The 24,033-nt window shown below is 72.9% G+C and carries 23 protein-coding genes; 13 read left to right on the top strand and 10 right to left on the bottom strand.

All coding sequences use genetic code 11. The features are described 5' to 3' along the window. Positions 1-74: 74 nt before the first annotated feature. Positions 75-683 (bottom strand): DUF1349 domain-containing protein, encoded by a 609-nt coding sequence (locus ACZ6B8_RS30690; RefSeq protein WP_471076120.1) that lies wholly within the window; start codon positions 681-683, stop codon positions 75-77. Between the two features lie 4 nt (positions 684-687). Continuing rightward, on the bottom strand, positions 688-2,220 hold the full coding sequence (locus tag ACZ6B8_RS30685; RefSeq protein ID WP_471609318.1) for an aldehyde dehydrogenase (NADP(+)): 1,533 nt from the start codon (positions 2,218-2,220) through the stop codon (positions 688-690). A 183-nt stretch (positions 2,221-2,403) separates the two neighbouring features. Between ACZ6B8_RS30685 and ACZ6B8_RS30680 the strand changes: the two genes are divergently transcribed. The 5 genes from ACZ6B8_RS30680 to ACZ6B8_RS30660 all read left to right on the top strand — a co-directional run bounded on the left by ACZ6B8_RS30680 (position 2,404) and on the right by ACZ6B8_RS30660 (position 7,432). Next, on the top strand, positions 2,404-3,177 hold the full coding sequence (locus ACZ6B8_RS30680; protein WP_471076114.1) for an IclR family transcriptional regulator: 774 nt from the start codon (positions 2,404-2,406) through the stop codon (positions 3,175-3,177). A gap of 3 nt (positions 3,178-3,180) precedes the next feature. After that, positions 3,181-3,657, top strand: a complete 477-nt coding sequence (locus tag ACZ6B8_RS30675) for a GNAT family N-acetyltransferase (protein ID WP_471076112.1) — start codon at positions 3,181-3,183, stop codon at positions 3,655-3,657. A gap of 300 nt (positions 3,658-3,957) precedes the next feature. Then, complete coding sequence (locus ACZ6B8_RS30670) at positions 3,958-5,214, top strand: sensor histidine kinase (RefSeq protein ID WP_471609317.1); 1,257 nt, start codon at positions 3,958-3,960, stop codon at positions 5,212-5,214. Further along, positions 5,211-5,870, top strand: a complete 660-nt coding sequence (locus ACZ6B8_RS30665) for a response regulator transcription factor (RefSeq protein ID WP_471609316.1) — start codon at positions 5,211-5,213, stop codon at positions 5,868-5,870. Before ACZ6B8_RS30670 ends, ACZ6B8_RS30665 begins: the two co-directional genes overlap by 4 nt. A 113-nt stretch (positions 5,871-5,983) precedes the next feature. Then, positions 5,984-7,432: a peptidoglycan D,D-transpeptidase FtsI family protein gene (locus ACZ6B8_RS30660; RefSeq protein ID WP_471609315.1), complete on the top strand. Its 1,449-nt coding sequence runs from the start codon at positions 5,984-5,986 to the stop codon at positions 7,430-7,432. A gap of 83 nt (positions 7,433-7,515) precedes the next feature. Here the strand turns inward: ACZ6B8_RS30660 and ACZ6B8_RS30655 are convergent, their stop codons facing one another. The 5 genes from ACZ6B8_RS30655 to ACZ6B8_RS30635 form a co-directional block, all read right to left on the bottom strand. Next, positions 7,516-8,316, bottom strand: coding sequence for a hypothetical protein (locus ACZ6B8_RS30655; protein ID WP_471609314.1), 801 nt, complete (start codon positions 8,314-8,316; stop codon positions 7,516-7,518). Next, positions 8,313-8,654 carry a PadR family transcriptional regulator gene (locus ACZ6B8_RS30650; protein ID WP_471076094.1) on the bottom strand — a complete coding sequence of 114 codons (342 nt, stop codon included), beginning with the start codon at positions 8,652-8,654 and terminating at the stop codon, positions 8,313-8,315. Before ACZ6B8_RS30650 ends, ACZ6B8_RS30655 begins: the two co-directional genes overlap by 4 nt. A gap of 13 nt (positions 8,655-8,667) precedes the next feature. Continuing rightward, positions 8,668-9,441 (bottom strand): CPBP family intramembrane glutamic endopeptidase, encoded by a 774-nt coding sequence (locus ACZ6B8_RS30645; protein ID WP_471076091.1) that lies wholly within the window; start codon positions 9,439-9,441, stop codon positions 8,668-8,670. A gap of 160 nt (positions 9,442-9,601) precedes the next feature. Next, complete coding sequence (locus tag ACZ6B8_RS30640) at positions 9,602-10,393, bottom strand: HAD family acid phosphatase (protein WP_471609313.1); 792 nt, start codon at positions 10,391-10,393, stop codon at positions 9,602-9,604. A 218-nt stretch (positions 10,394-10,611) separates the two neighbouring features. After that, complete coding sequence (locus ACZ6B8_RS30635) at positions 10,612-11,295, bottom strand: TIGR03086 family metal-binding protein (RefSeq protein WP_471076085.1); 684 nt, start codon at positions 11,293-11,295, stop codon at positions 10,612-10,614. Between the two features lie 208 nt (positions 11,296-11,503). On the opposite strand from ACZ6B8_RS30635, the gene ACZ6B8_RS30630 reads away from it, so the two are divergent. After that, a complete protein-coding gene (locus tag ACZ6B8_RS30630; RefSeq protein ID WP_471609312.1) occupies positions 11,504-12,709 on the top strand; it encodes an MFS transporter in 1,206 nt (401 codons plus the stop codon). Here ACZ6B8_RS30630 and ACZ6B8_RS30625 read toward each other — a convergent pair. The 3 genes from ACZ6B8_RS30625 to ACZ6B8_RS30615 form a co-directional block, all read right to left on the bottom strand. Beyond that, positions 12,684-14,039, bottom strand: a complete 1,356-nt coding sequence (locus ACZ6B8_RS30625) for a S28 family serine protease (RefSeq protein WP_471609311.1) — start codon at positions 14,037-14,039, stop codon at positions 12,684-12,686. The genes ACZ6B8_RS30630 and ACZ6B8_RS30625 overlap by 26 nt on opposite strands. Positions 14,040-14,140: 101 nt before the next feature. Beyond that, the gene (locus ACZ6B8_RS30620) at positions 14,141-15,322 is read right to left on the bottom strand and encodes a hypothetical protein (protein ID WP_471609310.1); all 1,182 of its coding nucleotides are present in this window, start codon (positions 15,320-15,322) and stop codon (positions 14,141-14,143) included. Continuing rightward, positions 15,319-16,326 carry a 5-dehydro-4-deoxyglucarate dehydratase gene (locus tag ACZ6B8_RS30615; RefSeq protein WP_471609309.1) on the bottom strand — a complete coding sequence of 336 codons (1,008 nt, stop codon included), beginning with the start codon at positions 16,324-16,326 and terminating at the stop codon, positions 15,319-15,321. The genes ACZ6B8_RS30620 and ACZ6B8_RS30615 overlap by 4 nt, the downstream gene beginning before the upstream one ends. A gap of 241 nt (positions 16,327-16,567) precedes the next feature. Here ACZ6B8_RS30615 and ACZ6B8_RS30610 point away from each other — a divergent pair, with 241 nt between their 5' ends. From ACZ6B8_RS30610 to ACZ6B8_RS30580, 7 genes are all read left to right on the top strand, one after another. Then, on the top strand, positions 16,568-17,377 hold the full coding sequence (locus ACZ6B8_RS30610; protein WP_471609308.1) for an NAD-dependent epimerase/dehydratase family protein: 810 nt from the start codon (positions 16,568-16,570) through the stop codon (positions 17,375-17,377). A gap of 209 nt (positions 17,378-17,586) precedes the next feature. Then, a complete protein-coding gene (locus ACZ6B8_RS30605) occupies positions 17,587-18,357 on the top strand; it encodes a DeoR/GlpR family DNA-binding transcription regulator (protein WP_362376825.1) in 771 nt (256 codons plus the stop codon). Positions 18,358-18,514: 157 nt separating this feature from the next. Then, positions 18,515-19,882, top strand: coding sequence for an ABC transporter substrate-binding protein (locus tag ACZ6B8_RS30600; RefSeq protein ID WP_471076066.1), 1,368 nt, complete (start codon positions 18,515-18,517; stop codon positions 19,880-19,882). Next, positions 19,879-20,841 carry a carbohydrate ABC transporter permease gene (locus ACZ6B8_RS30595; RefSeq protein ID WP_471609307.1) on the top strand — a complete coding sequence of 321 codons (963 nt, stop codon included), beginning with the start codon at positions 19,879-19,881 and terminating at the stop codon, positions 20,839-20,841. The genes ACZ6B8_RS30600 and ACZ6B8_RS30595 overlap by 4 nt, the downstream gene beginning before the upstream one ends. Next, positions 20,841-21,701, top strand: a complete 861-nt coding sequence (locus tag ACZ6B8_RS30590) for a carbohydrate ABC transporter permease (protein WP_471076060.1) — start codon at positions 20,841-20,843, stop codon at positions 21,699-21,701. Before ACZ6B8_RS30595 ends, ACZ6B8_RS30590 begins: the two co-directional genes overlap by 1 nt. Further along, on the top strand, positions 21,698-22,687 hold the full coding sequence (locus tag ACZ6B8_RS30585; RefSeq protein WP_471609306.1) for a zinc-dependent alcohol dehydrogenase family protein: 990 nt from the start codon (positions 21,698-21,700) through the stop codon (positions 22,685-22,687). Before ACZ6B8_RS30590 ends, ACZ6B8_RS30585 begins: the two co-directional genes overlap by 4 nt. A 93-nt stretch (positions 22,688-22,780) precedes the next feature. Next, positions 22,781-24,004, top strand: coding sequence for a TerD family protein (locus ACZ6B8_RS30580; protein ID WP_471609305.1), 1,224 nt, complete (start codon positions 22,781-22,783; stop codon positions 24,002-24,004). Positions 24,005-24,033: the final 29 nt, after the last annotated feature.

Here is a 24,033-nt window from a genome sequence, read left to right as displayed (position 1 = left end):
GGGGTGCGGAGGCGGCCTCCGCACCCGGTGTCAACGCACGGGCAAAGCGCCTCATTCCCGGTGCGCCCCGGGGTCTAGGAACCGTCCCGCAGCCCCTTGGGCCAGTTCGGCCGGAACTCGATGTGGTCGTACGTCACCACGCAGCCCTCGCCCACCGGCGACTGGGCCATGAAGCCGACCAGCGCGGCGCCCGCCGTCTCCTCGTCGCCGAGGGCGAAGATCCGGACGAAGGTCCACCGCTCGCCGTCCGTCGACGCGTGGAACGCGAACGCCGAGCCCGTACGGCTGATGCGCAGCCACGCGCTGCTGCCGTCCACCACGAAGGCGTTGGCGTCGTCGGAGTGGCCGCGGGTGACGACCGTGCAGATCGTCGGCTCGTCCGGCGAGCGCTCCAGGCAGAGCTTGGCCCACTCGCGCTCGCCCACGTGCAGGTACAGCACGCCCGCGTCGAACGCGGCCGCGAAGCCGACCGTGACGCGGGCGATCAGCTGGAAGTCACCCTCCGGGGCGCCGAGCAGGCGGGGCGCGTCGGAGGCCGGCTCCGGCACCCCGGACGTCGGGGGCACGAAGCGGTCCTGGCGCGGGCCCGCCCAGCCGGTGAGCACACCGTCCTCGTGGGACCAGTGGCCGTCGGGGCCGTAGGTACGCAGCGGGAAGGGCAGTTCGGGAAGGGTGAGGTCCATGGCCTCAGTGTTCCAGGCGGCCGTCGACGCGGCGCGGCAGACCCAGCGGGTTGGCGTCGCGCAGCTCCGGCGGGAGCAGCGCCTCGGGGGTGTTCTGGTACGCGACGGGCCGCAGCCAGCGCTCGACGGCGGTGCCGCCCACGGACGTCGACGTCGACGTGGTCGCGGGGTAGGGGCCGCCGTGGTGCTGGGCCGGGGCGACGGCGACGCCCGTGGGCCAGCCGTCGACGAGGACACGCCCGGCGAGCGGGGTGAGCTCGGCGAGCAGCTCGGCGCCCCGCCCGCTCTCCCCCGCCGCCTCCTGCGCGGAGAGCTGCACGGTGGCGGTGAGGTTGCCGGGGAGGCGGGAGAGGACGGCGGTGATCTCCGCGTCGTCGGCGTACCGCGCGACGACGGTGACCGGGCCGAAGCACTCCTCCAGGAGCACGTCGTGCGCGCCCCCGGCGGCGAGGCGGGCGGCCGGGACGGTCAGGAAGCCCGCGCTGACGGTGTGTTCGCCGCCCGCGCCGGGGGTGACCGGCGCGGTCACGTCCGGGAGGGCGGCGCGCTCACGCACCCCGGCGACGAAGTTGTCCCGCATCCGGTGGTCGAGGAGCACCCCGGACCCGGTGTTGCTGACCGCCTCGGTCAGGGACTTCACGAGCCGGTCGCCGCCCGCCCCCTCGGGGGCGAGGACGAGGCCGGGCTTGACGCAGAACTGGCCGACGCCGAGCGTCATCGAGCCGGCGAGGCCGGTGCCGATCTGCTCGCCGCGTTCGGCGGCCGCGGCCTCGGTGACGACGACGGGGTTGAGGGAGCCGAGCTCACCGTGGAAGGGGATCGGCACGGGCCGGGCGGCGGCCGCGTCGAAGAGGGCGCGCCCGCCGCGGATGGAGCCGGTGAAGCCGGCGCCGGCGACCAGCGGGTGCTCGACCAGCTCGACGCCCGCGTCGAAACCGTGCACCAGGCCGACGACGCCCTCGGGGACGCCGTGCCGCTGGGCCGCCCTGCGCAGCACGGAGGCGACCAGCTCGGAGGTGCCCGGGTGGTCGGGGTGGGCCTTGACGACGACGGGGCAGCCCGCGGCGAGGGCGCTCGCGGTGTCGCCGCCCGGCACGGAGAAGGCGAAGGGGAAGTTGGAGGCGGCGTAGACCGCGACCACGCCGAGCGGGATCTTGTAGCGGCGCAGGTCGGGGACGGGCGGGGTCGCCGAGTCGTCGGGGTGGTCGATGACCACGCCGAGGAGGGCGCCCTCGTCGACGATGTCCGCGAAGGAGCGCAACTGGTAGCAGGTGCGGGCGAGTTCACCGGTGAGCCGGACGGGTCCGAGCGCGGTCTCCGCGTCGGCGGCCTCCACGAGGTGGTCCTTGGCCGCTTCGAGGAGGTCCGCGGCGGTGCGCAGGAACGCGGCGCGCACCGCGCGGTCGGCGAGGGCGGGCGCGGCGTCCCGGGCGGCGCGTACCGCCTCGTCGACCTCTTCGGCCGTGGCTTCCACCGCAACCTGCTCGCGCTGCTTCCCGGTTCGGGGGTCGACACTCCAGACTGGTGCTGCTGCCACCGCGGATTCCCTTTCCAGAGGTACTGCCTACAGAGGTATGAGGGGTCTAGCCGGGGTAATGCGGGGGGTCTTGCCGGAGGTATGCCACTCACCAGGGCCGTTCGATATGCTGAACGCCGTCTCCGTCGGTGAATGTGCGGGGACTGGGAGACTATTTCTCGGCGTTCAAAGGGGTCAAGGGCGATGTCGGCTGGCGAGACCGGAGGCGGTGCGCAGGTCAAGTCCGCGGTGCGGACGGTGGAATTGCTCGAGTACTTCGCGGGCCGTCCCGGGATGCACGCGCTGGCCGCGGTCCAGGAGGCCGTCGGCTACCCCAAGTCGAGCCTCTACATGCTGCTGCGCACCCTGGTCGAGCTCGGCTGGGTGGAGACGGACGCGACCGGCACGCGGTACGGCATCGGCGTGCGCGCCCTGCTCGTCGGCACCTCGTACATCGACGGCGACGAGGTCGTGGCCGCCGCCCGGCCGACCCTCGACCGGCTCTCCGACGACACCACGGAGACCATCCACCTCGCGCGCCTCGACGGCACGAACGTCGTCTACCTCGCCACCCGCCAGTCGCAGCACTACCTGCGGCCCTTCACCCGGGTCGGCCGCCGGCTGCCCGCGCACTCCACCTCGCTCGGCAAGGCGCTGCTCGCCACCCACACCGACGAGCAGGTCCGCAAGCTGCTGCCGGAGACGCTGCCCGCGCTCACCGAGCACACCATCACCGACCGCGAGAAGCTCATCGAGGAGCTGCACACGGTGCGCGAGCGGGGCTTCGCGGTGGACCGCGAGGAGAACACGCTCGGCCTGCGCTGCTTCGGCGTCGCCCTCCCCTACCGCACCCCCGCGCGCGACGCGATCAGCTGCTCGGTGCCGGTGGCGCGGCTCACCCCCGCCCACGAACAGACGGTGAAGGACGCCCTGTTCGACGCCCGCGACCGGCTGACCCTGGCAACTCGTAGGATCTGACGCATGGATGTGAGCCTGCGCACGGTGCACGACAGCGATCTGCCGGTGTTCTTCCGGCAGATGAGCGATCCCGAGTCCCGGCACATGGCCGCCTTCACCCCCGAGGACCGGGCCGACCGCGACCGCTTCGACGCGCACTGGGCGAAGATCCGCTCGGACCCGGACACCGCCATCCGCACCGTCCTGGCCGACGGCGACGTGGTGGGCAGCGCCGGGGTGTACGGGGAGCCGGGCGAGCGCGAGGTGACGTACTGGATCGACCGTGCGTACTGGGGCCGCGGGCTCGCCACGGCGGCGCTGCGGGGCCTCCTCGACCTGATCCCCGACCGTCCGCTGTACGGCCGCGCGGCGGCGGACAACACGGGCTCGATCCGGGTCCTGGAGAAGTGCGGCTTCCGGCTCTTCGGCACCGACCGGGGCTTCGCCGCGGCGCGCGGGGCGGAGACCGACGAGGTGGTCCTCGTCCTGGACGGCGGCTGAGCCTCCCCCGCGCGGCGGAGGCGGATCGGCACGGCGCAGGAGGTGCCGCGACCGCCCCGGCGGGAGCGTGGAGGCATGACGCAGACACCGTCCACCGGCCGGCCCCCGCCCCGCCCGCCGTCCCTCCCACGCCCGTCCCGGACCGGCGCGGCAGCGTGCCGCGGACCGTCGTCGCCCTCGCCGACGCCGCCGGGCGGCCACGGGCCCGATGGACCTGACCTACGGTGTGCACATGATCACCGGGACGGTCGTGGCGGCTCTCGGCGTGCGGTTCCTCCAGGAGCGTGCGGGGCCCACCGCGTGAGGCCGCTCGCCACCGCTCTGTTCGGGCGCCGGGCGCGCCGCCGGTGGATCCACCTCGTCCTCGGCGGCGCCCTCGCCATGCCGTACGTCTTCGTCGGCTCGGTGATCGTCGGACCGCTCTTCGGCGACAGCGGCGTCTTCGGGTCGTTCGGCGCCCAGCTCGGCGCGTTCGCGGTGGGGCTGCCGCTCGCCGCGGTCACCGCGCTGTTCCCGCTGACCCGGCCGATGTCGGTGGCCGCCGTGCGGGCGTTGTGCGCGGTGGATGAGGACTCCCTCGCCGAGGGGCCCGCGCGGTCCCGGGCCGCGCGCGGGCGCACCGCCGCCTGGTACACGCTGCACCTCGGGTTCGGCGGAGTGATCAGCGGCATGTCGCTGGCGCTGCCGCCGTTCGCGGGCGTCCTGATCGCGCTGCCGTTCTTCGCCCTGTTCGGGGAGAGCCGGATCGGCATGCCCGAGGTGTTCGGCGAGCCCTGGATGGTGGCGCTCACCCCGGTCATCGGGGTCGCCTCGCTGGTGGCGCTCGCGGCGTGCGCGGCCACGGCGGGCGGGCTGCTCGCGCGCTGGGCGCCCGGCCTGCTCGGGCCGACGCCCGCCGACCGGCTCGCCGCCGCCGAGCGGCGCGCGGCCGACCTCGCCGTACGCAACCGCCTCGCGCGCGAGCTGCACGACTCCGTCGGCCACGCGCTGAGCGCCGTGACGCTCCAGGCGAGCGCGGCCCGCCGGGTCCTCGACCACGACCCGGAGTTCGTCCGTGAGGCGCTGGCCGCCATCGAGGAGACCACCCGCCGCACGGTCGGCGAACTCGACGCGGTGCTCGGTGTGCTGCGGGAGACCGGCGGCAGCGGCCCGACCGCGCCGGCCCCCACCCTCGCCGCCGACCTGGACGGTCTCCTGCGCCGGACCGGGGCGGCGGGCCTGCGGGTGTCCGCCACCGTCGGCGCGGACCCCGCCGCCCTGCCCCCGCTGGTCTCCCGCGAGGCCTACCGCATCGTCCAGGAGGCCCTGAGCAACGCGCTGCGGCACGGTGGCGCCGACGCCCCGGTCACCCTGTGCGTCGCCCTGGACGGAGCGGACCTGACCGTCACGGCCGAGAACCCGCTGCCACCGGGTCCCGCCGCCCGCCGCCCCGGCGGCGGCCACGGTCTGCGCGGCGTCGCGGACCGGGCCCGGCTGCTCGGCGGCGGGTGCGAGGCGGGCCCGGTGGCGGGCACCTGGCGACTGCACGTACGACTTCCGCTGAAGGGACAGGCATGACGGTGAACGAGGTGCGGGTGGTGCTCGCCGACGACGAGCGCATGGTGCGCACCGCCCTGCGCGCGATCCTCGCCGCCGAGCCGGGCACCGAGGTGGTGGGCGAGGCGGCGACGGGCGCGGAGGCGGTCTCCGTCGTACGGGAGCTGCGGCCCGACGTGGTCCTGATGGACGTCCGCATGCCCGAGGTCGACGGCATCCGCGCCACCGAGCAGATCCTGCGGACGGTGCCCGGGCCACCGCGCGTCGTCGTCGTGACGACCTTCGAGAACGACGCGTACGTGTACGAGGCGCTGCGCGTCGGGGCCGCCGGTTTCCTGCTCAAGCGGGCGGAGGCCGACGAGCTCGTCCAGGCGGTCCGGCTGGTCGCGCGCAGCGACTCGCTCCTCTTCCCCGCGGCGGTCCGGGCGCTGGCCACCCGGCACGGCTCGGCCGCGGCGGAACCGCCGGCCTGGGTGGCGCGGCTCACCGGCCGGGAGAGCGAGGTCCTGCGGCTGATGGCGGCGGGGCTGACCAACGCGGAGATCGCCGGCCGGATGGACGTCGGCCCGGCGACGGTGAAGACGCATGTGGCGGCCGTCCTCGCCAAGACGGGCGCACGGGACCGCACCCAGGCGGTGATCGCCGCCTACGAGGCCGCTTTCCTGAAGTCCCGCTGAGCCCCGCGGGCGGGCCACGGCACGCCGCGTCCCGGATGAGGACTTCCTGAGAAAACGCCCACAATCGGATCAGATGGGAACGAAACCCGCTCGGCCGCTCGTCCTCCCACGGGATGAACAAGACGATCAGGCGCGCCTCGGTCTTCGCGCTGCTGCTCGTGCTCGCTCTGCTGATACGGGCGACATGGGTGCAGTTCCACGACTCGACGGCGCTCGCGGACGACAAGCACAACCGGCGCAACGCGATCGAGCAGTACGCGCACCCGCTGGGCGACATCATCGTGGGCGGTGAGGCCATCACCGGCTCCGAGCGGACGAAGGGCGGAGACCTCGCGTACAAACGCACCTACAAGGACGGCGACCTCTACTCCCCCGTCACGGGCTACAGCTCCCAGATCTTCGGCGCCACCCAGCTCGAAGGCATCTACAAGGACCTGCTCGACGGCACCGACAACCGGCTGAAGAACCCCCTCGACACACTCACCGACAAGCGTGCCGACCCCGGTGACGTCGTGACGACGATCGACCCGGCGGTGCAGAAGGCCGGGTACAAGGCGCTGGGCGACACCAAGGGCGCGGCGGTCGCCATGGACCCGAAGACCGGCAAGATCCTCGGCATGGTGTCGACGCCTTCGTACGACCCCTCCAGGATCAGTGGCTCCACGGACTCCAAGGTGTGGAAGGAGCTGACCACCGACAAGGAGAAGCCGATGGTCAACCGCGCCATGCGCCAGCCGCTGCCGCCCGGATCGACCTTCAAGCTGGTCGTCGCGGCAGCTGCCCTGGAGGACGGCCTGTACGACTCGGTGGACACGAGGACGGACAGCCCGAACCCGTACACGCTGCCCGGCACCCGGCAGGTCCTCCACAACGAGAACCGGTCGGCCCCCTGCGAGAACGCCGACATCCGCACGGCGCTCCAGTACTCGTGCAACAACGTCTTCGCGAAGATGGCCGTCGACCTGGGCCAGGACAAGGTCAAGTCGATGGCGGAGAAGCTGGGCTTCAACGCCGACAAGCTGGACGTGCCGGTGCGCGCGGGCCGGAGCGTCTACCCCTCCGGCATGGACAAGGCGCAGACGGCGCTCAGCGGCATCGGCCAGTTCGACGTGACGGCGACGCCGCTGCAGATGTCCATGGTGTCGGCGGCCATCGCCAACGGCGGCGAGCTCGCCAAGCCGCACATGGTCGCGCAGATCAGCGACTCCGCCGGCAACGTCCTGGAGAAGTACGACGACGCCGACTCCCAGCGCGTGATGGACGAGTCCACCGCCGAGGGGCTGCAGTCCGCGATGCGGACGGTCGTCGACAAGGGCACCGGTTCCAACGCGAAGATCCCCGGCGCCACGGTCGGCGGCAAGACGGGCACGGCGCAGCACGGCGAGAACAACAGCAAGACGCCGTACGCCTGGTTCGCGTCGTACGCCAAGGGCGGCGACGGCAAGGAGGTGGCGGTCGCGGTGATGATCGAGTCCTCCAGCGCGGCGCGCGACGAGGTCAGCGGCAACGGCCTCGCGGCGCCGATCGCCAAGGCGATGATGCGGGCGGCGCTGAAGGGCTGAGCCCCGGCGCCGCCGGCGCGAGGCCCCTCGCCCCGGCCGTCCGTCACCCCGTGAGGCGTCGTCCCGCCCCCCGCGTTCGCGGGTCAGGTGGGGCGGCGCCTCCGCCATGTCCGCAGGGCCGCCGCCACGGCCACCATCGCCCCGGCGCCCGCCAGCGCTCCGGCGAGCGCCCCCGCCACCAGCCCGAGACCCGAGCTCGCCTCGCCGTCGTCCACCGCCACCGCGACGGCCGCCCCGACCAGCAGGACCGCGAGGGCGGCCAGCAGACCGTAGAACTTCCGGCTGAGGAAACGGGAGCGCTCCGGCACCGGCGGCGGTGACTCCACCCGGGCCGCGGGCCCGAGGCTCGCCGCCCTCGGCCGCTTGAACCACGCGTAGACCACCCAGGTCCCGCACGGCTCCCAGCCGTCGGGCGCGAGCCGCTCGGCGATGCCGTCGTGGCCGCGCGTGACCAGCTCCCTGCGGTACTCCCAGCGCTGCGCCCGCGCGGCGTCCCGGTGGCTGACGAAGCGGCCGAGGGCATCGACGCGCTCGACCTCCCAGCCCTCGTCGCCGAAGCGGTTCAGGAGCTCCTCGTCGACGTAGGTGTCGGCGGTCCAGCGCCAGACCTCCACCTGTCCGGGCGGAGTCTCGGGGGCGCCGCCCGCGCCGGGGGCGAGCTGCCGGGCGAACGCGTCGACGGGGCCGAACTCGGCCTCGGCGTCCTCGGTGCCGCACTCGTCCAGGTGCGCGGCGAGGTCGGCGACCGTCGCCGCGACGTGGTCCGCGGGCAGGCCGTGGTCGCGCAGCCGCTCGGCGAGGCGGACGAGGTAGCCGTCGCGCTCGTACCGCGCGTTTCCCGTGCTTCCTGTGTTTCCCGCGTTCATGGGGTCCGTCGTGTTCATCGTGGGGTCACTCCCGCCTTCGCGAGGACTTCGCGTACGGATCCGTCGAAGGCGAGCCACAGGCCGCCCTGTTCGCCGAGGGTCTCGTGGCCGGCGTCGGTGAGCCGGTAGTAGCGGCGGCCCGGCCCCTTCTCGGTCGCGCGGAACTCCGCGGAGACCAGGCCCGCCTCCTCCAGGCGGTTGAGCACGGGGTAGAGCGTGCCGCCCTTGATCTGGCCGAAGCCGGCGGCGTCCAGCACCTTGGCGATCTCGTATCCGTAGCTCTCGCCGTCGGTGAGGGCGGCGAGCACGAGCAGGTCGAGGACGCCCTTGAACCAACTGGCGCGGCGGTCGGTCACGTCGGTCTGCCTTTCAGACGGCGGGCGTGGCACGCGGTCCGGCGGGGGCGGCGCGCGGCCCGTCGGGCGTGGTGGACAGCTTCTCGGGCGCGGGCAGCGTCAGGTCGCGCACGGAGAGGGCGACGTGCGCGGCGGCCGGGAGCAGCAGGCTGCCGGTGGCGAGGTAGAGGCCGGCGAAGACCGCGCCGAACAGGGCGAAGGCGAGGACGCCCTGGCGGCCCTGGTAGAGCCCGGCGACGGCGTACACGAAGACCGAGAGGACCGCCGCCGCGGAGAGGCCGAGGCCGAGCACACCGACACCGAAGGCGATGAGGAGGCCGCGGTAGAGCAGTTCGGCGCAGAGTCCGTCGGTCACGGCGACGGCGACGGCGAGCCGGCGCTCCTCGGCGGTGCGCGGCAGCATCGCCTCGATGGCGGCGAGTCCCGGCACGTTCTTGCCGCGCCGGGCCAGGGCGCGGAAGTTCCGTCCGGAGGCCACGGCGATCGCGGTGAAGACGAGGATTCCGGCGACGGCGTAGCCGGGCCGGTCGGGCACGGTGAGGCCGAGATCGGCGGCGGCGATGCCGGGTGAGAGCAGCAGGGCCGCCACGGCGAGCGCGGCCAGTGTCCACCAGAGGGCGAGGACGAGGCCGAAGTAGCGGACGAGCGCGCGGGGTTCGGTGTCCCTGCGGCGGGCCAGCGAGCCGTACATCCGGCGGCCGGCCCACGGCTCGCCGAGCAGCAGATGGGCGGCGAGCACGGCGGTGACGGTGGTCGATGCCACCGAGAAGTCCGGCGAGATGGTCATGGGATCCCCCTTCCCGAAGGGGCCGCGCGGCACGTCGTGGGACGGCGGTGTTCCCGCCGCCGACGCGTCGCCGCGCGACCCCTGAGCGTCTGAGCTACCTAGACCGTATGACGACCTAGTCAGGAATGCAATCTACCTCGCGGTGCCGGATCAGCCCGCGTCAGCCCACGTAGTACGTGGGGTTCGGGAGCTTGTACGTCTTGTCGGCGTAGCCGCCCGCGAGATCGGAGGTCTGGTCGCCGAAGCTGCCGACGATGTCGTACCCGGTCGACTCGATGTACTTGCGGGTGCCCTCCTTGAACTGGACGGTGGTGCAGTTCCACGCCGCGGGCGTCGCGCAGTTCTTCAGGTAGGCGGGCGGGTTGGCCTTGTCCTTGGTGAAGACGTGCGTGCGGTCGAGCGCGGTGGCGTAGCCCGCGCGGGCGAGGTTGGTGACGGCGCCCTGGCGCAGCGGCTCGGCGAGGCCGGTGAGGAAGAAGACCTCGACGCCCTTGCGCTGGGCGTACCGGACGAGGTCGGGCATGCCGAAGACCGCGGGGCGCTTGGCCTCGTTGACGTAGGCGTTCCAACTGTCGTTGTTGTACGTGTAGTTGGTCGACTTCTCGTAGTCGAAGCTGAGCAGCGCGGTGTCGTCGACGTCGAGGACGATCGCCGGCTTCCTGCCGCGCCGGGGGTGGTGCGCGGCCTTCTTGATGTCCTTCTTCGCCTTGGCCTGGATGCGGGCCAGGTCCTTGGCGTACGGGCTGTGCGGCGAGGACGTCCACACGCCGTCGGCGCCCTTGGTGGCACCGTAGTAGGCGTCGATCTCGCCGACGAGGAGGCCTATGTTGTGCGGCTCCTTGGTGGGGCGCGCCTCGGCCTGGTCCGCGCTCGCGGCACCGGTGGCGTAGAGGGCGGCGCCGGCGACGGTACAGGCGGTGGCCAGGCCGGCCACGCGTAGGGACTTGCGCATGTGTTGCGTCTCCGCATCAGGGTTCGGGCAGGTCAAGGACTGTCTACGCGCATCGACCCGGATGTGGGGAGAGCGCGGGGTGACCCTTTACCTGATCCATACCTGGGCGGGACGTGGATCGTTCGTCCGGTGGAGCGTGGTTGTTCGTCCGGTGGAGGAGGTGCCGAGCCCGTCGTCAGGACAGGTCGCCGACCCCCTCTACAGAACGGCCCGGCGCCTCAACTCCCGGGCCGCCACCCCGGGTTCCGCCCGCTCAAACCGATCACCCGGTCGAGCAGGGGCGCGTGCTCCGGCACCCGTACAGGCGTGCCGAACAGTCCTCCCCCGTCGCCGGACTCCCCGCCGTCGCCCGCCTGTGCCTCGGCCGCCGGCGCCAGCAGGGCCCGGGCCCCCGCGAGGCTCGCCTCGTCCGGCGCGTACTCCTGGCCCGTGGCCCGCGCCAGGTCCCAGCCGTGCACCACCAGTTCGTCGAGGGCGACGAGGCCCGCGACCTCGCCGGGCAGGTCGATGCCGCCCGCGCGGGTCATGCCCTGCCAGGCCGCCGGGTCGCGCCATGCCTCGGCCATCGCGTCCAGCGCCTTGGGCAGTTCGGCGCGCCAGCCGGGGCCGGCCTCGGGCAGCACGCTGCCGGGTGCCTGGTCGAGGGTCGGCCCGAACTCCTTGCCCGCGGCCTCCCGGAAGGCCCCGGCCAGGCCCAGCACATGGCCGAGGAGGTGCCGGACCGCGTAGTCGGGGCAGGGCGTGGGCGCCGCGAGCTGCTCGTCCGTGATGCGCTCGGCGACCCGCGCCACGAGGCGGGCCTGCGGGCGGAGGTCGAAGGGGACACGGCCCGAACCGCCGCCCCCGTCCCCACCCCCGCCCGCTGCGTTGCCGTTGCCGTTGTCCCTGCCGGTGTCGGTCATGGAAAGCTCCTGAGTCATCGAGCCACAAGGCGCCGGGCCCCGCGGCAGGCAGCCCCGCGGCAGGCAAGCCCCGCGGCGACCGGGCCATAAGGGGGCCGTCTCGGTATCCCTCCCCTGTAGACCGGCCGCGCGCCGTGAACTCATCGCCGCACCTTAGGGAGGACGCCCGATATCGCCTCCGGGGCCTTACGGACCAGCATCACCAGGCATGACATCAACCATCGGGCGCGTCCTGCGGGACCGCAACGCCGGGCTGTACCTGGGGGCGACGGTGGTCTCGGGGTTCGGGTCCTCCGCGCTGTGGCTGGCCTCCGGGATCTGGGTGAAGGAGCTGACCGGCTCCGACGGGCTCGCCGCGCTGTGCCAGTTCGCCCTGTGGATGCCCACCCTCGTCGGCCCGCTGCTCGGCACGCTCGCCGACCGCACCCGGCGCAGGCCGCTCCTCGTGGCCGTGAACCTCGCGCTCGGGGCCCTGCTGCTGTCCCTGTTCACCGTCGACACCGCGGGACGGCTGTGGATCCTCTTCGCCGTCCTGCTGGTGTACGGGGCCTGCGGGGTGATCTCGGACGCGGCGGAGGCCGCGCTGGTCGCGGTCGCCGTCGACAAGCGGGTGCTCGGCGACTTCAACGGCCTGCGGATGTCCGCGAACGAGGGCATGAAGCTGGTGGCACCGCTCGCCGGCGCGGGCCTGTTCGCCGCGTACGGCGGCGCCCGGGTGGCCCTCCTGGACGCGGTGACGTTCGTGCTCGCCGCAGGGATGTACGCGCTGCTGCGGGTCCGCGAGAGCGCGCCGGCACCGGACCGCACGCCGCTGTGGGCCCGGACCGCGGAGGGCGCCCGGTATCTGTGGAGGCACGAGCGGCTGCGCCCCCTGGTCCTGGCGGGCGGCCTGACGATGCTGGGCTCGGGGGTGAGCGGCGCGACGGTCTTCGCGATCGTCGAGGGGCTCGGCCGCGCCCCCGCGTACACGGGGGTGCTGTACGTCGCGCAGGGCGCCGGATCCGTGGCGGTGGGCGTGGCGTCGGGGGCCCTGATGCGGCGTCTGGGGGCGCGCCGCTTCGGTGGCGCGGGCATCGCGCTGACCGCTGTCGCCCTGGTCCTGAACACGCTGCCGTACGACGCCCTGGTCCTCCTGGGCAGCTTCGTGAACGGCGTGGGGCTGCCGTGTGTCCTCATCGCGGGCCTGACGGCGGTGCAGCGGGAGACGCCGGACGCCCTCGTCGGCCGGGCGGCGGCTACCGCCAACACCGTGATGTTCGCGCCGACCGCGGTCGGCATCGCGGCGGGCGCCGTCCTGGTGGAGAACGTCGACCACCGGCTGCTGCTGCCGCTCCTCGCCGGGGCACGGCTCCTGACGGCCGCGCCCCTGCTGAGGTCCCGTACCCGGGCTACTGCACGCCTGCCCAGCGCTTGATGGTCGCGACCGCCTTCGTGCGGTCGGCCTCCGGGAGTCCGGCGATCGAGGCGCCGTGGTTGGCGCCCGGGACCACGTAGCGGTACGAGTCGTGGCGGCTCGGGGTGAACTTCTCCGCGCTCCACGGGTCGTTCTCGCCGTAGACGAACATCATGCGCGTGCCGCGGGTCTTCACCCAGCGGTCGACGCCGGCGATCGTCCGGTTGTCGTACGCGCCGCGCATGGCGGCGGGCAGCACCGAGTTGGGCCGGTAGATGTGCGGGTAGTGCCGGACGTCCGCGAGGTGCTCGAACTTCAGTTCGGCCCAGCCGAGTTGAGTGGCCGCCTGCCGGTAGTAGGGGCCGGTGCCGTTGGTGCCGAGCTCCTCGTCGTGGTAGACGCTGAAGCCGTGCTCCTTCGACCAGGAGTACAGGTCCTCGTCCGTCGCCTTCTTCGCGTCGGGCACCGTGGCGCAGTCGGCCGCGGTGCCGCTCTGCCAGAAGTTCCACACCTGGTCGAGGACCGCGAACTCGTAGGCGCGGTCCGTGGTGCCGAGGGTCTCCTCGAAGGTGTGGCCCGCGGCCTTCGCCTCCGCCTCGAAGGTGGGCAGCAGGGTGTCGCGCCGTACGAGCATCTCGCGCTGCACGGCGTTCAGCCCGTCCCGGCACTCCTTGGTGCCGACCGTCCGGAAGAAGCGCTCGTAGCCGCTGTCGTCCCGGTTGTCCGCGTCGTCGGGCGCGACGAACGCGACGACGGCGTCGAGGTCCCCGGGGTGGAACCGCTCGTGGTACGTCGCCGTCATGCCGCCCTTGCTGGCGCCGGTGCCGAGCCACTTGCCCCGCTCGACGGAGCGCAGGGCGCGGGTGAGGCGGTGCTCGTCGTCGGCCTCCTGCCGGACCGTCATCTTGGACCAGTCGTCGCCCGCCGCGCCCGCGGGCCGGGACTCGGCGAAGTACCGGTGCTCGACGCTCACTTGGTTGGCGTCGATCAGCTTGGTGAGGGAGGTGGTGCCGCCGGCGAGGGTGTACCCGCCGGTGTAGAGGACGGTCGGCTTGTCCGTGGCCTTGTGCCAGAGGGTGGCGCGCTGCGTGAAGGTGGCGCCGTGCGGCCTGTGGTGGTCGACGGGCTGCCGGTAGGTGAGCGTGTAGAAGGGGTGGCCCTCCTTGTCGGCGACGGAGACGACCGTCATGCCGGGTATGCGCTCCAGCCGCTCCCGGATGTCGGCTGCGGCTCCGCCGGACTGATGCCGAGCCGGAGCGGGTTGCGCGGCGGCCGGTGCCGCACCGCCGAGCACCGCCGCGCCCGCCATCAGTCCGGCGCAGACCAGCGCGGATATTCCGTTGTTGCGCACCCTGTCCCCCTCTGTCCCCTGCTGCGGGAGTGCTCCTTTGTCGCAGGAGTGGCCCTTTGTCGCAGGAGTGGTCCTTGCGGTCCCGCGGATCGTATCGGCGATCACTCCGTGCGCGACAGGGCGTCCTTGACCAGGGCGAGGTCGCCGTCGGACGCCAGTCCCGCGTGGTAGAGCCGCAGTTCGGTGGCGCCGAGCTCCGCGGCGCGCGCCGCGTCGGCCGCGAGCGTGCCGGGGCTGCCGCCCATACCGCTCACCACCGTGAGGTTGGCGGCCAGGACCGCCCCGTCCCCGCCCTGCCCGGCGAAGGGCGTCAGGAGCCGCGGATCACCCGTGCAGGGCACGACCACCCCGTCGGCCACCGTGAGGATGTGCGCCGGGTCGACGCCCGCGTTGGCCCCGCAGTGGTACGGCACCGGGTCGGCGTGGAGCAGCACTTGGAAGGCCTTGCCCTCAGCGGCGGCGGCCGCGCGGACCGCGGCGACGGCGGTCTCCTGAAGGGTACGGGCGCTCTCCTCGCGCCACGCGCGCGTGGCCGCCGCCCGCTCCGGCCCCAGCAGCTTCTCGACGGCCGCCCACCCTTCGTCCTCGCCCTCGCCCGCCCCGCGCCACAGCGGCTCCAGGGCGGCGCGGACGACGACGGCCAGTTCGTCGGGGTCGAGGCCCCGCTCCGCGTACCCCTGCCCGCAGGCGGCGCAGAAGCAGAGCGACATCAGGTACTGCCCAGCCTCGCCGAGCGGGACGCCGCCGATCTTGTCGTGGGCGTGCAGGTGGGCGAGCCCGTACCAGCCGCAGGACTCCAGTTCGGTGCCGTGCGTGCCGGCGCGCACGGCGGCCTCCGCGGCGAGGTCGACGAGGTACGCGCGTGTGGCGGGCCGGGCGATGCAGGGGGCCCAGGGGTAGCGGTCGCCGTAGGCGTTGACCACGGAGGTCTCCGGGTGCTCCTCGCCCATACGGGAATCGTGGGCGAGGACGACCCAGCTGTGCACCTCGATCCCGGCGTCGGCGAGCGCCCGCGCCGCCTCTCCGTAGGCGTCGCCCGGCGCCCACGCCCCGGCGGCGCGGGGCCGTGGCTCACGCCCCCGCCAGCGGTCGCCGGGCGGATAGAGGACGGCGGTGTGCGCGGCGGTGACGACGCGGTGGCGCGGATGGCGCGGGGTCAGCGCGCGCGTGGAGTGGTAGGCGGAGGCGAGGGTGGCCTGCCGGATGCCGAGGCCGGCGAGGCGGGCCGGGGCGTCGGGGTCGCCGACGACGTCCCACGGGTAGAGGAACGCGGCGGCCTTCACGCGCCCTCCCCCGCACCGCCGGTGACCCAGGCCCCCTGCGCCCCCTCGGGCCCCCGGTCGCCCTCGCGCAGCAACTCCCGCCCCCGCTCGACGAGTTCCGCGAGCCGCTTGACGTGTTCGTCGGCGGGTTCGTGCAGCGGCGGGCGTACCGGACCGACGTCCAGGCCGCCGAGCCGCACCCCCGCCTTGACCAGGGACACCGCATAGCCGCGGCCGAGGGCGCGGAGCTCCACGAAGGGCCGGTAGAAGCCGTCGACGAGGCGGTTCACGGTGGCGTCACCCTCCGGCGTACCGGCGTTGAAGGCGCGGTGGAAGGCGAGGGCGATGTCGGGGGCGAAGCAGAAGACGGCCGAGGAGTAGAGGGTCACGCCGATGCCGCGGTAGGCCGGGCCGGTCAGTTCGGCGGTCGGCAGGCCGTTGAAGTACAGGAAGTCGCCCGGCACTTCGGTGCGCACGGCGCTCACCGTGCGCTGCATCAGGTCCATGTCGCCGAGGCCGTCCTTGAAGCCGATGATGCCGTCCGCGCGGGCGAGTTCGACGACGGCCTCCGGGGTGAGGACGGCGTTGTCGCGCTGGTAGACGATGACGTCCAGGGAGGTGGCGGCGGCGAGTTCGGTGTAGTGCCGGATCAGCCCCTCCTGTTCGGCGACGACGAGGTAGGGCGGCATGGCGAGCAGTCCGTCGGCGCCGGCCTCCTCGGCCAGGCGCGCGTACCGCACGGCGAGCGCGGTGCCGTATCCGGTGCCCGCGACCACCGGCACCCGGCCCGCCGTCTCCGCGACGGCCGCGGCAACGCACTCCTGGAACTCCTCGGGCGCCAGCGCGTGGAACTCACCCGTGCCGCAGCAGGCGAAGACGGCCGCCGCGCCCGCGTCGACGCCGGCGCGCACATGGGTGCGGAAGGTGTCCAGGTCGAGAGCGCCGTCCGGCCCGTACGCGGTGACCGGGAAGAACAACGGCCCACTGGGGAGCCGGAGTCGGGAAGCGAGGGGGGCTGGGGTCACGGGCTCTCCCTAGGCGTACGTGCATGTTTCTGATTCATGTCCATATCCCTGAACGCGACCACGCTAAGGCGCCCTCACGTGCGGGGTCAAGCGGCCGAACTCCCCGTCGGCGAACGGATTCACCTCCTCCACACCCCGCGCGCGCACCTTGACGCACGACGACGGAGATCCCTAATTTGTCCATGGATATGAATCCCGTACGTCCATGCGTACGCCGCCCGGCCGCCCGAGGAGACCCGTCATGCCCGCTCCCCGCACCGTCCTGCTCACCGGCGCCGCCGGCGGCCTCGGCACCCTGATGCGCGGGCTCCTGCCGCCGCACGGCCACGACCTGCGCCTGTTCGACGTGCGCCCCGTCCCGGACGAACCGGCGGCGATCACCGCCGACCTCGCCGACCGCGCCGCGCTGCGCGCGGCCGTGCGCGGGGTCGACGCGGTCCTGCATCTGGCGGGCATCTCCCTGGAGTCCACCTTCGACAAGATCCTCAAGGCCAACATCGAGGGCACGTACAACCTCTACGAGGCGGCCCGCGAGGAGGGCGTGCGGCGGATCGTCTTCGCCTCCTCCAACCACGCGGTGGGGTTCACCCCGCGCCCGCGGGGCGACGACCCGCTGATCCCGGTCGGCACCCCGCGCCGCCCCGACACCTTCTACGGCCTCTCGAAGTCCTTCGGCGAGGACCTCGCGCAGTTCTACTGGGATAAGCACGGCATCGAGACCGTCTCCGTGCGCATCGGATCGTGTTTCCCCGAGCCCTCGAACGTACGGATGCTGTCGGTCTGGATGAGCCCCGAGGACGGCGCGCGGCTCTTCCACGCGGCGCTCACCGCCCCGGACGTGGGGCACACGGTCGTCTACGGCTCGTCCGCCAACACCCGCCTGTGGTGGGACCTCTCCTCCGCGCGGGCGCTCGGCTACGCGCCGCGGGACGACTCCGAGCGCTTCGCGGCGAAGCTCGTCGCCGAGCAGGGCGAACTGGACCCGGCCGATCCGGACCACGCGCATCTGGGCGGCCACTTCTGCACGAACCCGCCGGTGTGGCCGCACTGAACCGATGCGGGCGCCGAACGGGCGGCCCGCGCCTCTGAAACGGGCACGCCCGCGGCCCGCCGCACAGGCAGCCGCCCCGCCAAGCGGGCACAAACGGGCAGCATCGTGCCCGCGACGAGCCTGGTCCTCCCCGCGCCGCACGCTGTAGAACTTCCCCACAGGGCCCGAACGGGCACCGCACGCAACACCAAGGGAAGAGGGTGGCGCCGATGACCGCGGAAGAACGTCAGCGGCGGATCGTCAACGCGGCCCGCCACTCCGGCTCCGTCGACGTGACGGCGCTCGCCGGGGAGCTCGGGGTCGCGAAGGAGACCGTCCGCCGCGACCTGCGGGCCCTGGAGGACCACGGCCTGGTCCGCCGCACCCACGGCGGCGCCTACCCCGTGGAGAGCGCGGGCTTCGAGACCACCCTCGCCTTCCGCACCACCATGCACGTCCCCGAGAAGCGGCGGATCGCGGCCGCCGCCGCGGATCTGCTCGGCGACGCCGAGACGGTCTTCGTCGACGAGGGGTTCACCCCGCAGCTGATCGCCGAGGCCCTGCCCGCGGCCGCGGCGGGCCGCCCGCTGACCGTCGTCACCGCCTCACTGGCCACCGCGGGCACCCTCGCCGAGGCGGAGAACGTCACCGTGCTGCTGCTCGGCGGCCGGGTGCGGCCCGGCACGCTCGCCACCGTCGACCACTGGACGACCCGCATGCTGGCCGGGTTCGTCATCGACCTGGCGTACATCGGCGCCAACGGCATCTCCCGCGAGTACGGCCTGACCACCCCCGACCCCGCGGTCAGCGAGGTGAAGGCGCAGGCCATCAGGGCGTCGCGGCGGACGGTCTTCCTGGGCGTGCACACCAAGTTCGGGGCGACGAGCTTCTGCCGGTTCGCCGGGATCGGCGACCTGGACGCGATCGTCACGAGCAGCCGCCTGCCCGCGTCCGAGGCGCACCGCTACTCGCTCCTGGGCCCCCAGGTCATCCGCACCTGACCACCTCCCCCCCCCGCCCCTCCTTTCTCTCCTTTTCTTTCCGGTTCTTTCCGTTTCTTTCCTTTTCCCCCGCTCCCCCTGCGGTCCTCCCGGGCTCCCGCACGCCCCGAGGCACCCCCTTCGCCCCTCTCACCCCTCTATGTTCAGGAGCGATTCCATGCGAACCCCGAGCCGACGGAGGCCGCGCGCACTCGCTGCGGCCGCCGCAGGGGCGCTGCTCACCCCGCTGCTCGCCGGCTGCTGGACCGGTGCCGGCGGCGCCGGTTCGGGCGGCGACTCCCTCAACGTCCTCATGGTGAACAACCCGCAGATGGTCGAGTTGCAGAAGCTCACCGCCGCCCACTTCACCAAGGAGACCGGCATCAAGGTGAACTTCACCGTCCTGCCGGAGAACGACGTCCGCGACAAGATCAGCCAGGACTTCGCCAACCAGGCGGGCCAGTACGACATCGCGACGCTCAGCAACTACGAGATACCGATCTACGCACGCAACGGCTGGCTGCACGAGCTCGGTCCGTACGCCCGCAAGGACCGCGCGTACGACGAGAAGGACGTCCTGGCGCCCATGCGCCAGTCCCTCACCGGCGACGACGGGAAGCTCTACGGACAGCCCTTCTACGGGGAGTCGTCCTTCCTGATGTACCGCAAGGACGTCTTCGCGAAGGCCGGCCTGACCATGCCCGAACACCCCACCTGGCAGCAGGTGGCGAAGCTCGCCGCGCGCGTCGACGGCGAACGGCCGGGCATGAAGGGCATCTGTCTGCGCGGCCTGCCCGGCTGGGGCGAGGTGATGGCGCCGCTGACGACCGTCGTGAACACCTTCGGGGGCACCTGGTTCGACAAGGACTGGAAGGCCCGCCTGGACTCCCCCGAGTTCGAGAAGGCGACCCGCTTCTACGTGGACCTCGTCCGCGAGCACGGCGAGTCCGGTGCCGCGCAGTCCGGCTATGCCGAGTGCCTCAACAACCTCACCCAGGGCAAGACGGCCATGTGGTACGACGCGACGGCCGCCGCGGGCTCGCTGGAGTCCGCCAAGTCCCCGGTCAAGGGCAAGATCGGCTACGTCGCCGCCCCCGTGGCGCGGACGAGGAGCTCCGGCTGGCTCTACACCTGGGCCTGGGGCATGCAGAAGGCCTCACACAACCCGGACAAGGCCTGGAAGTTCATCTCCTGGGCGTCCGGCAAGGAGTACGAGAACCTGGTCGGCGAGAAGACCGGCTGGTCCAACGTCCCCGCCGGCAAGCGCGCCTCGACCTACGCGAACCCCGCGTACCGCAAGGAGGCCGCGGCCTTCCAGGACGTCACCCGCGCCGCCATCGAAGGGGCGAGGCCTCGCGACCCGGGCGTGCAGCCCCGGCCCGCGCCCGGCATCCAGTTCGTCGGCATCCCCGAGTTCACCGACCTCGGCACCAAGGTCTCCCAGGAGATCAGCGCGGCCATCGCCGGACGGCAGTCCGTCGGTTCGGCCCTGAAGAAGTCGCAGGAGCTCGCCGAGAAGATCTCCGAGGAGTACGAGGGACGATGAGCGCCACCGCGAGCACCACCACGGCCGGGCACGCGCGCGTGCCCGACGCGAAGACCGCGCAGACACCGGGCCCACCGCGGCGGCTGCGCGCCTGGGCGACCAGGGCGCCGTTGCTGCCCGCCCTCATCTTCATGATCGCCGTGACCCAACTGCCGTTCGTGGCCACCCTGGTGATCTCCTTCTTCGACTGGAACGCCCTCTATCCGGACGCCCGCAACTTCACCGGGTTCGCCAACTACACCGAGGTCCTCACCGACCCCGACCTGCGCAAGTCCGTGCTGACCACGATCGTCCTGACGGCCACCGTGGTGCTCGCCAGCCTGGTCGCGGGGCTCGGCCTCGCCCTGCTCCTGAACCGGCGCTTCCGCGGCCGGGGACTGGTGCGCACCCTGCTCATCGCGCCCTTCCTGCTGGTCCCGGTGGCGGCGGCGCTGCTGTGGAAGCACGTGCTCTACAACCCCGAGTACGGGCTCTTCAACGGGCTCCTGCACTGGGTGGGCGGCGACTCCGCGGCCCAGCCGGACTGGATCTCCCACACCCCGCTGCTCGCCGTCGAGGCGTCCCTGGTGTGGCAGTGGACGCCCTTCATGATGCTGATCCTGCTCGCCGGGCTGCAGAGCCGCGACCCCGAACTGATCGAGGCGGCCCGCATGGACGGCGCGAGCAACTGGCAGGTCTTCCGCCATCTGACCCTGCCCCATCTGCGCCGCTACCTCGAACTGGGGGCGCTCCTCGGGTCGATCTACATCGTGCAGAACTTCGACGCCGTCTTCACCCTCACCTCGGGCGGCCTCGGCACCGCCAACCTGCCCTACACCGTCTACCAGAGCTTCTACCAGGCCCACGAGAACGGCCTGGCCTCCGCGGCGGGCGTCCTCGTCGTGATCGGCTCGCTCGTCATCGCGACCTTCGCGCTGCGGGTCGTCTCGTCCCTGTTCCGTGAGGAGGCGTCCCGCTGATGGCCGTACCCGTGAAGAGCCCTCGCCGAGAGGGCCGTCCCCGCGCGCGCGGCTCCGCGCTCGGACTGCTCGCCTGGCTCGCCGGGATCCTGTTCTTCCTGCCCATCGCCTGGATGGCGCTGACGTCCCTGCACTCCGAGGAGGACGCCGCGACCAACCCGCCCTCGCTCGCCGCCTCCCTCACCCTGGACGGCTACCGCGACTTCTTCGGGGCGGGCGGCGGCGCGAGCCCCTGGCCCTCGCTCGTCAACTCGGCGGTGGCGTCCGTCGTCTCGACGCTGTGCGTGCTGGTCCTCGCGCTCCCGGCCGCGTACGCGCTGTCCATCAAGCCCGTGAAGAAGTGGACGGACGTGCTCTTCTTCTTCCTCTCCACGAAGATGCTGCCGGTCGTGGCCGGCCTCCTGCCGATCTACCTGTTCGCGAAGAACACCGGTCTGCTGGACAACATCTGGCTGCTCGTCATGCTCTACACCTCGATGAACCTGCCGATCGCGGTGTGGATGATGCAGTCCTTCCTCGCCGAGGTGCCGCGGCCCGTCATCGAGGCCGCGCAGATCGACGGGGCGCGGCTGCCGACCATCCTCACGCGTGTGGTGGCGCCCATCGCGCTGCCCGGGATCGCCGCCACCTCGCTGATCTGCTTCATCTTCAGCTGGAACGAACTGCTCTTCGCGCGGGTGCTCACGGGCGTCGTCGCCCAGACCGCGCCCGTCTTCCTGACCGGCTTCATCACCAGCCAGGGCCTGTTCCTGGCGAAGGTGTGCGCCGCGTCGCTCGTGATCTCCCTGCCGGTGCTCGCCGCGGGGTTCGCCGCCCAGGACAAGCTGGTCCAGGGCCTGTCGTTGGGAGCCGTCAAGTGAAGGCCGCCATCATCGAGTCCGTCGGCAAGGCCGTCGTCGGGGAGCTGCCCGACCCCGAGCCGGGCCCCCGCGAGGTCGTCGTCGAGGTCGCCGCGTGCGGGCTGTGCGGGACCGATCTGCACATCCTCCAGGGCGAGTTCGCGCCCACCCTGCCGGTCGTGCCCGGGCACGAGTTCGCCGGGGAGGTCGTCGCGCTCGGCCGCGACGTGCGGGAGCTCGCCGTGGGCGACCGGGTGGCCGTGGACCCCTCCCTGCACTGCCACGAGTGCCGCTACTGCCGGGACGGGCGGGGCAACCTCTGCGAGCGGTGGGCCGCGATCGGCGTGACCACCGCGGGCGGCGCCGCCCAGTACGCGGTCGCGCCCGCCGCCAACTGCGTACGCCTGCCCGACCACGTACGCACCCAGGACGCCGCCCTGATCGAGCCGCTGTCGTGCGCGGTGCGCGGCTACGACGTGCTGCGCACCCGGCTCGGCGCGCACGTGCTGATCTACGGCTCCGGGACGATGGGCCTGATGATGCTGGAGCTCGCCAAGCGCACCGGGGCGGCCAGCGTGGACGTGGTGGACCTGAACGCGGACCGGCTCGCCACGGCGCGGCGGCTCGGGGTCTCCGGTTCGGCGGCGAACCCGGACGAACTGGACCGTCCGCAGGGCTGGGACGTCGTCGTCGACGCGACCGGGAACGCGGCCGCGATCCAGGACGGCCTCGAACGGGTCGCGAAGGCGGGCACGTTCCTGCAGTTCGGCGTCGCCGACTACGCCACGCGCGTGAGCATCGACCCGTACCGGATCTACAACCAGGAGATCACCATCACCGGTTCGATGGCGGTCCTGCACAGCTACGAGCGGGCGGCGGAGCTGTTCGCGGGCGGGGTGCTCGACCCCGATGTGTTCATCAGCGACCGGCTGCCGCTGGACGAGTACCCGAAGGCGCTGGAGCGGTTCGCCGCCGGGGTGGGGCGGAAGATCGTGGTCGTGCCGTGATCCGGTCCTGAGCGCCCGCGGCGGCCGGGAAAAACCTTGGGCGGGTAAGGGAACGGTAAAGCGGGATCGTTCGTTACCCCTGGCATGACAGCTATGACCCCTGGCTCGAACATCCCGCTGACCGCCGCCCGCGTGGCGGTGGACGTCGCCGCTCCGGTGCGGCTCGACGTATCGGGCCTGCTGCTCACCGCCGACGGCAAGGTGCGCTCCGACGACGACTTCATCTTCTTCAACCAGCCCTCGGGGCCAGGTGTGACCTACCAGTCGGGCGGTGGCACGACGCCCGACAAGGTCACCGTCGACACGGCCGCCGTGCCGCCCGGCATCGAGAAGATCGTCGTCACCGCGAGCCCGGACGCGGCGGGCCAGACCTTCCAGGGCATCGAGCCCACCGCCACCATCCGCGACGCCGACGACGGCTCGGTCCTCGCCACCTTCACCCCGCCGCAGCTCGGCGCCGAGACGGCCCTCGTGATCGTCGAGATCTATCTGCGCAACGGCGCGTGGAAGGCCCGCGCGGTCGGCCAGGGATACGCGAACGGCCTCGCGGGCATCGCGACGGACTTCGGCGTCTCGGTGGAGGAGCCCGCCCCGGCCCCGGCCCCGCCCGCCGCCGCCCCCATGGCGCCGCCCACCGGGCAGCCCGTGCAGGGCCCGCCCCCGCCGGCCGCCGACCCGCGCCTCGCGGCCCCCGCCCCGGCCGCCCCGCCGGCCCCCGCCGCGCCCGCGCCCGGCGCCGGGAAGATCAACCTGGACAAGGGCCGCGTCAGCCTCCAGAAGAACCAGACGGTGTCCCTGGTCAAGGGCGGCCGTCCGCTGCTCTCCCAGGTCAAGATGGGCCTCGGCTGGGAGCCCGCGTTCCGCGGCAAGGACATCGACCTGGACGCCTCCGTCATCGCGTACGGCCCGCAGCGCAACCACGTCGACAGCTGCTACTTCGGCAAGCTGTCGATCGTGAACGGCGCGATCAAGCACTCCGGCGACAACCTCACGGGTGAGGGCGGCGGTGACGACGAGGTGATCGTCGTCGACCTCGGCCGGATCCCGCAGGACGTCACGGGCCTGGTCTTCACGGTGAACTCGTTCTCCGGCCAGAAGTTCACGGAGGTCGCGAAGGCCTACTGCCGCCTGATCGACGCGGCCTCCGGCGAGGAGCTGGTCCGCTTCGACCTGACCAACGCCGAGGCGCAGACGGGCGTCATGATGGCGAAGCTCATCAAGCAGTTCTCCGGCGAGTGGGAGATGACCGCGATGGGTGACTTCGTGAAGTCCCGCACGGTGCGCGGCATGGTGAAGCCGGCGGCGCAGGCCCTGTAGCGGGGCCGGGACCGCCGGTGCGGACATGA

The organism is Streptomyces sp. NPDC041122 (genome assembly GCF_055592445.1).
This window is presented reverse-complemented; position numbering and strand designations above follow the sequence as displayed.

Bases quoted from the DNA above. Each gene is read 5' to 3' on its own strand.
- ACZ6B8_RS30630 (WP_471609312.1), top strand. From the start codon at position 11,504: ATGACATCAACCATCGGGCGCGTCCTGCGGGACCGCAACGCCGGGCTG.
- ACZ6B8_RS30645 (WP_471076091.1), bottom strand. From the start codon at position 9,441: ATGACCATCTCGCCGGACTTCTCGGTGGCATCGACCACCGTCACCGCC.
- ACZ6B8_RS30600 (WP_471076066.1), top strand. From the start codon at position 18,515: ATGCGAACCCCGAGCCGACGGAGGCCGCGCGCACTCGCTGCGGCCGCC.
- ACZ6B8_RS30690 (WP_471076120.1), bottom strand. From the start codon at position 683: ATGGACCTCACCCTTCCCGAACTGCCCTTCCCGCTGCGTACCTACGGC.
- ACZ6B8_RS30675 (WP_471076112.1), top strand. From the start codon at position 3,181: ATGGATGTGAGCCTGCGCACGGTGCACGACAGCGATCTGCCGGTGTTC.
- ACZ6B8_RS30595 (WP_471609307.1), top strand. From the start codon at position 19,879: ATGAGCGCCACCGCGAGCACCACCACGGCCGGGCACGCGCGCGTGCCC.
- ACZ6B8_RS30605 (WP_362376825.1), top strand. From the start codon at position 17,587: ATGACCGCGGAAGAACGTCAGCGGCGGATCGTCAACGCGGCCCGCCAC.
- ACZ6B8_RS30610 (WP_471609308.1), top strand. From the start codon at position 16,568: ATGCCCGCTCCCCGCACCGTCCTGCTCACCGGCGCCGCCGGCGGCCTC.
- ACZ6B8_RS30660 (WP_471609315.1), top strand. From the start codon at position 5,984: ATGAACAAGACGATCAGGCGCGCCTCGGTCTTCGCGCTGCTGCTCGTG.
- ACZ6B8_RS30635 (WP_471076085.1), bottom strand. From the start codon at position 11,295: ATGACCGACACCGGCAGGGACAACGGCAACGGCAACGCAGCGGGCGGG.
- ACZ6B8_RS30680 (WP_471076114.1), top strand. From the start codon at position 2,404: ATGTCGGCTGGCGAGACCGGAGGCGGTGCGCAGGTCAAGTCCGCGGTG.
- ACZ6B8_RS30640 (WP_471609313.1), bottom strand. From the start codon at position 10,393: ATGCGCAAGTCCCTACGCGTGGCCGGCCTGGCCACCGCCTGTACCGTC.
- ACZ6B8_RS30665 (WP_471609316.1), top strand. From the start codon at position 5,211: ATGACGGTGAACGAGGTGCGGGTGGTGCTCGCCGACGACGAGCGCATG.
- ACZ6B8_RS30580 (WP_471609305.1), top strand. From the start codon at position 22,781: ATGACCCCTGGCTCGAACATCCCGCTGACCGCCGCCCGCGTGGCGGTG.
- ACZ6B8_RS30655 (WP_471609314.1), bottom strand. From the start codon at position 8,316: ATGAACACGACGGACCCCATGAACGCGGGAAACACAGGAAGCACGGGA.
- ACZ6B8_RS30590 (WP_471076060.1), top strand. From the start codon at position 20,841: ATGGCCGTACCCGTGAAGAGCCCTCGCCGAGAGGGCCGTCCCCGCGCG.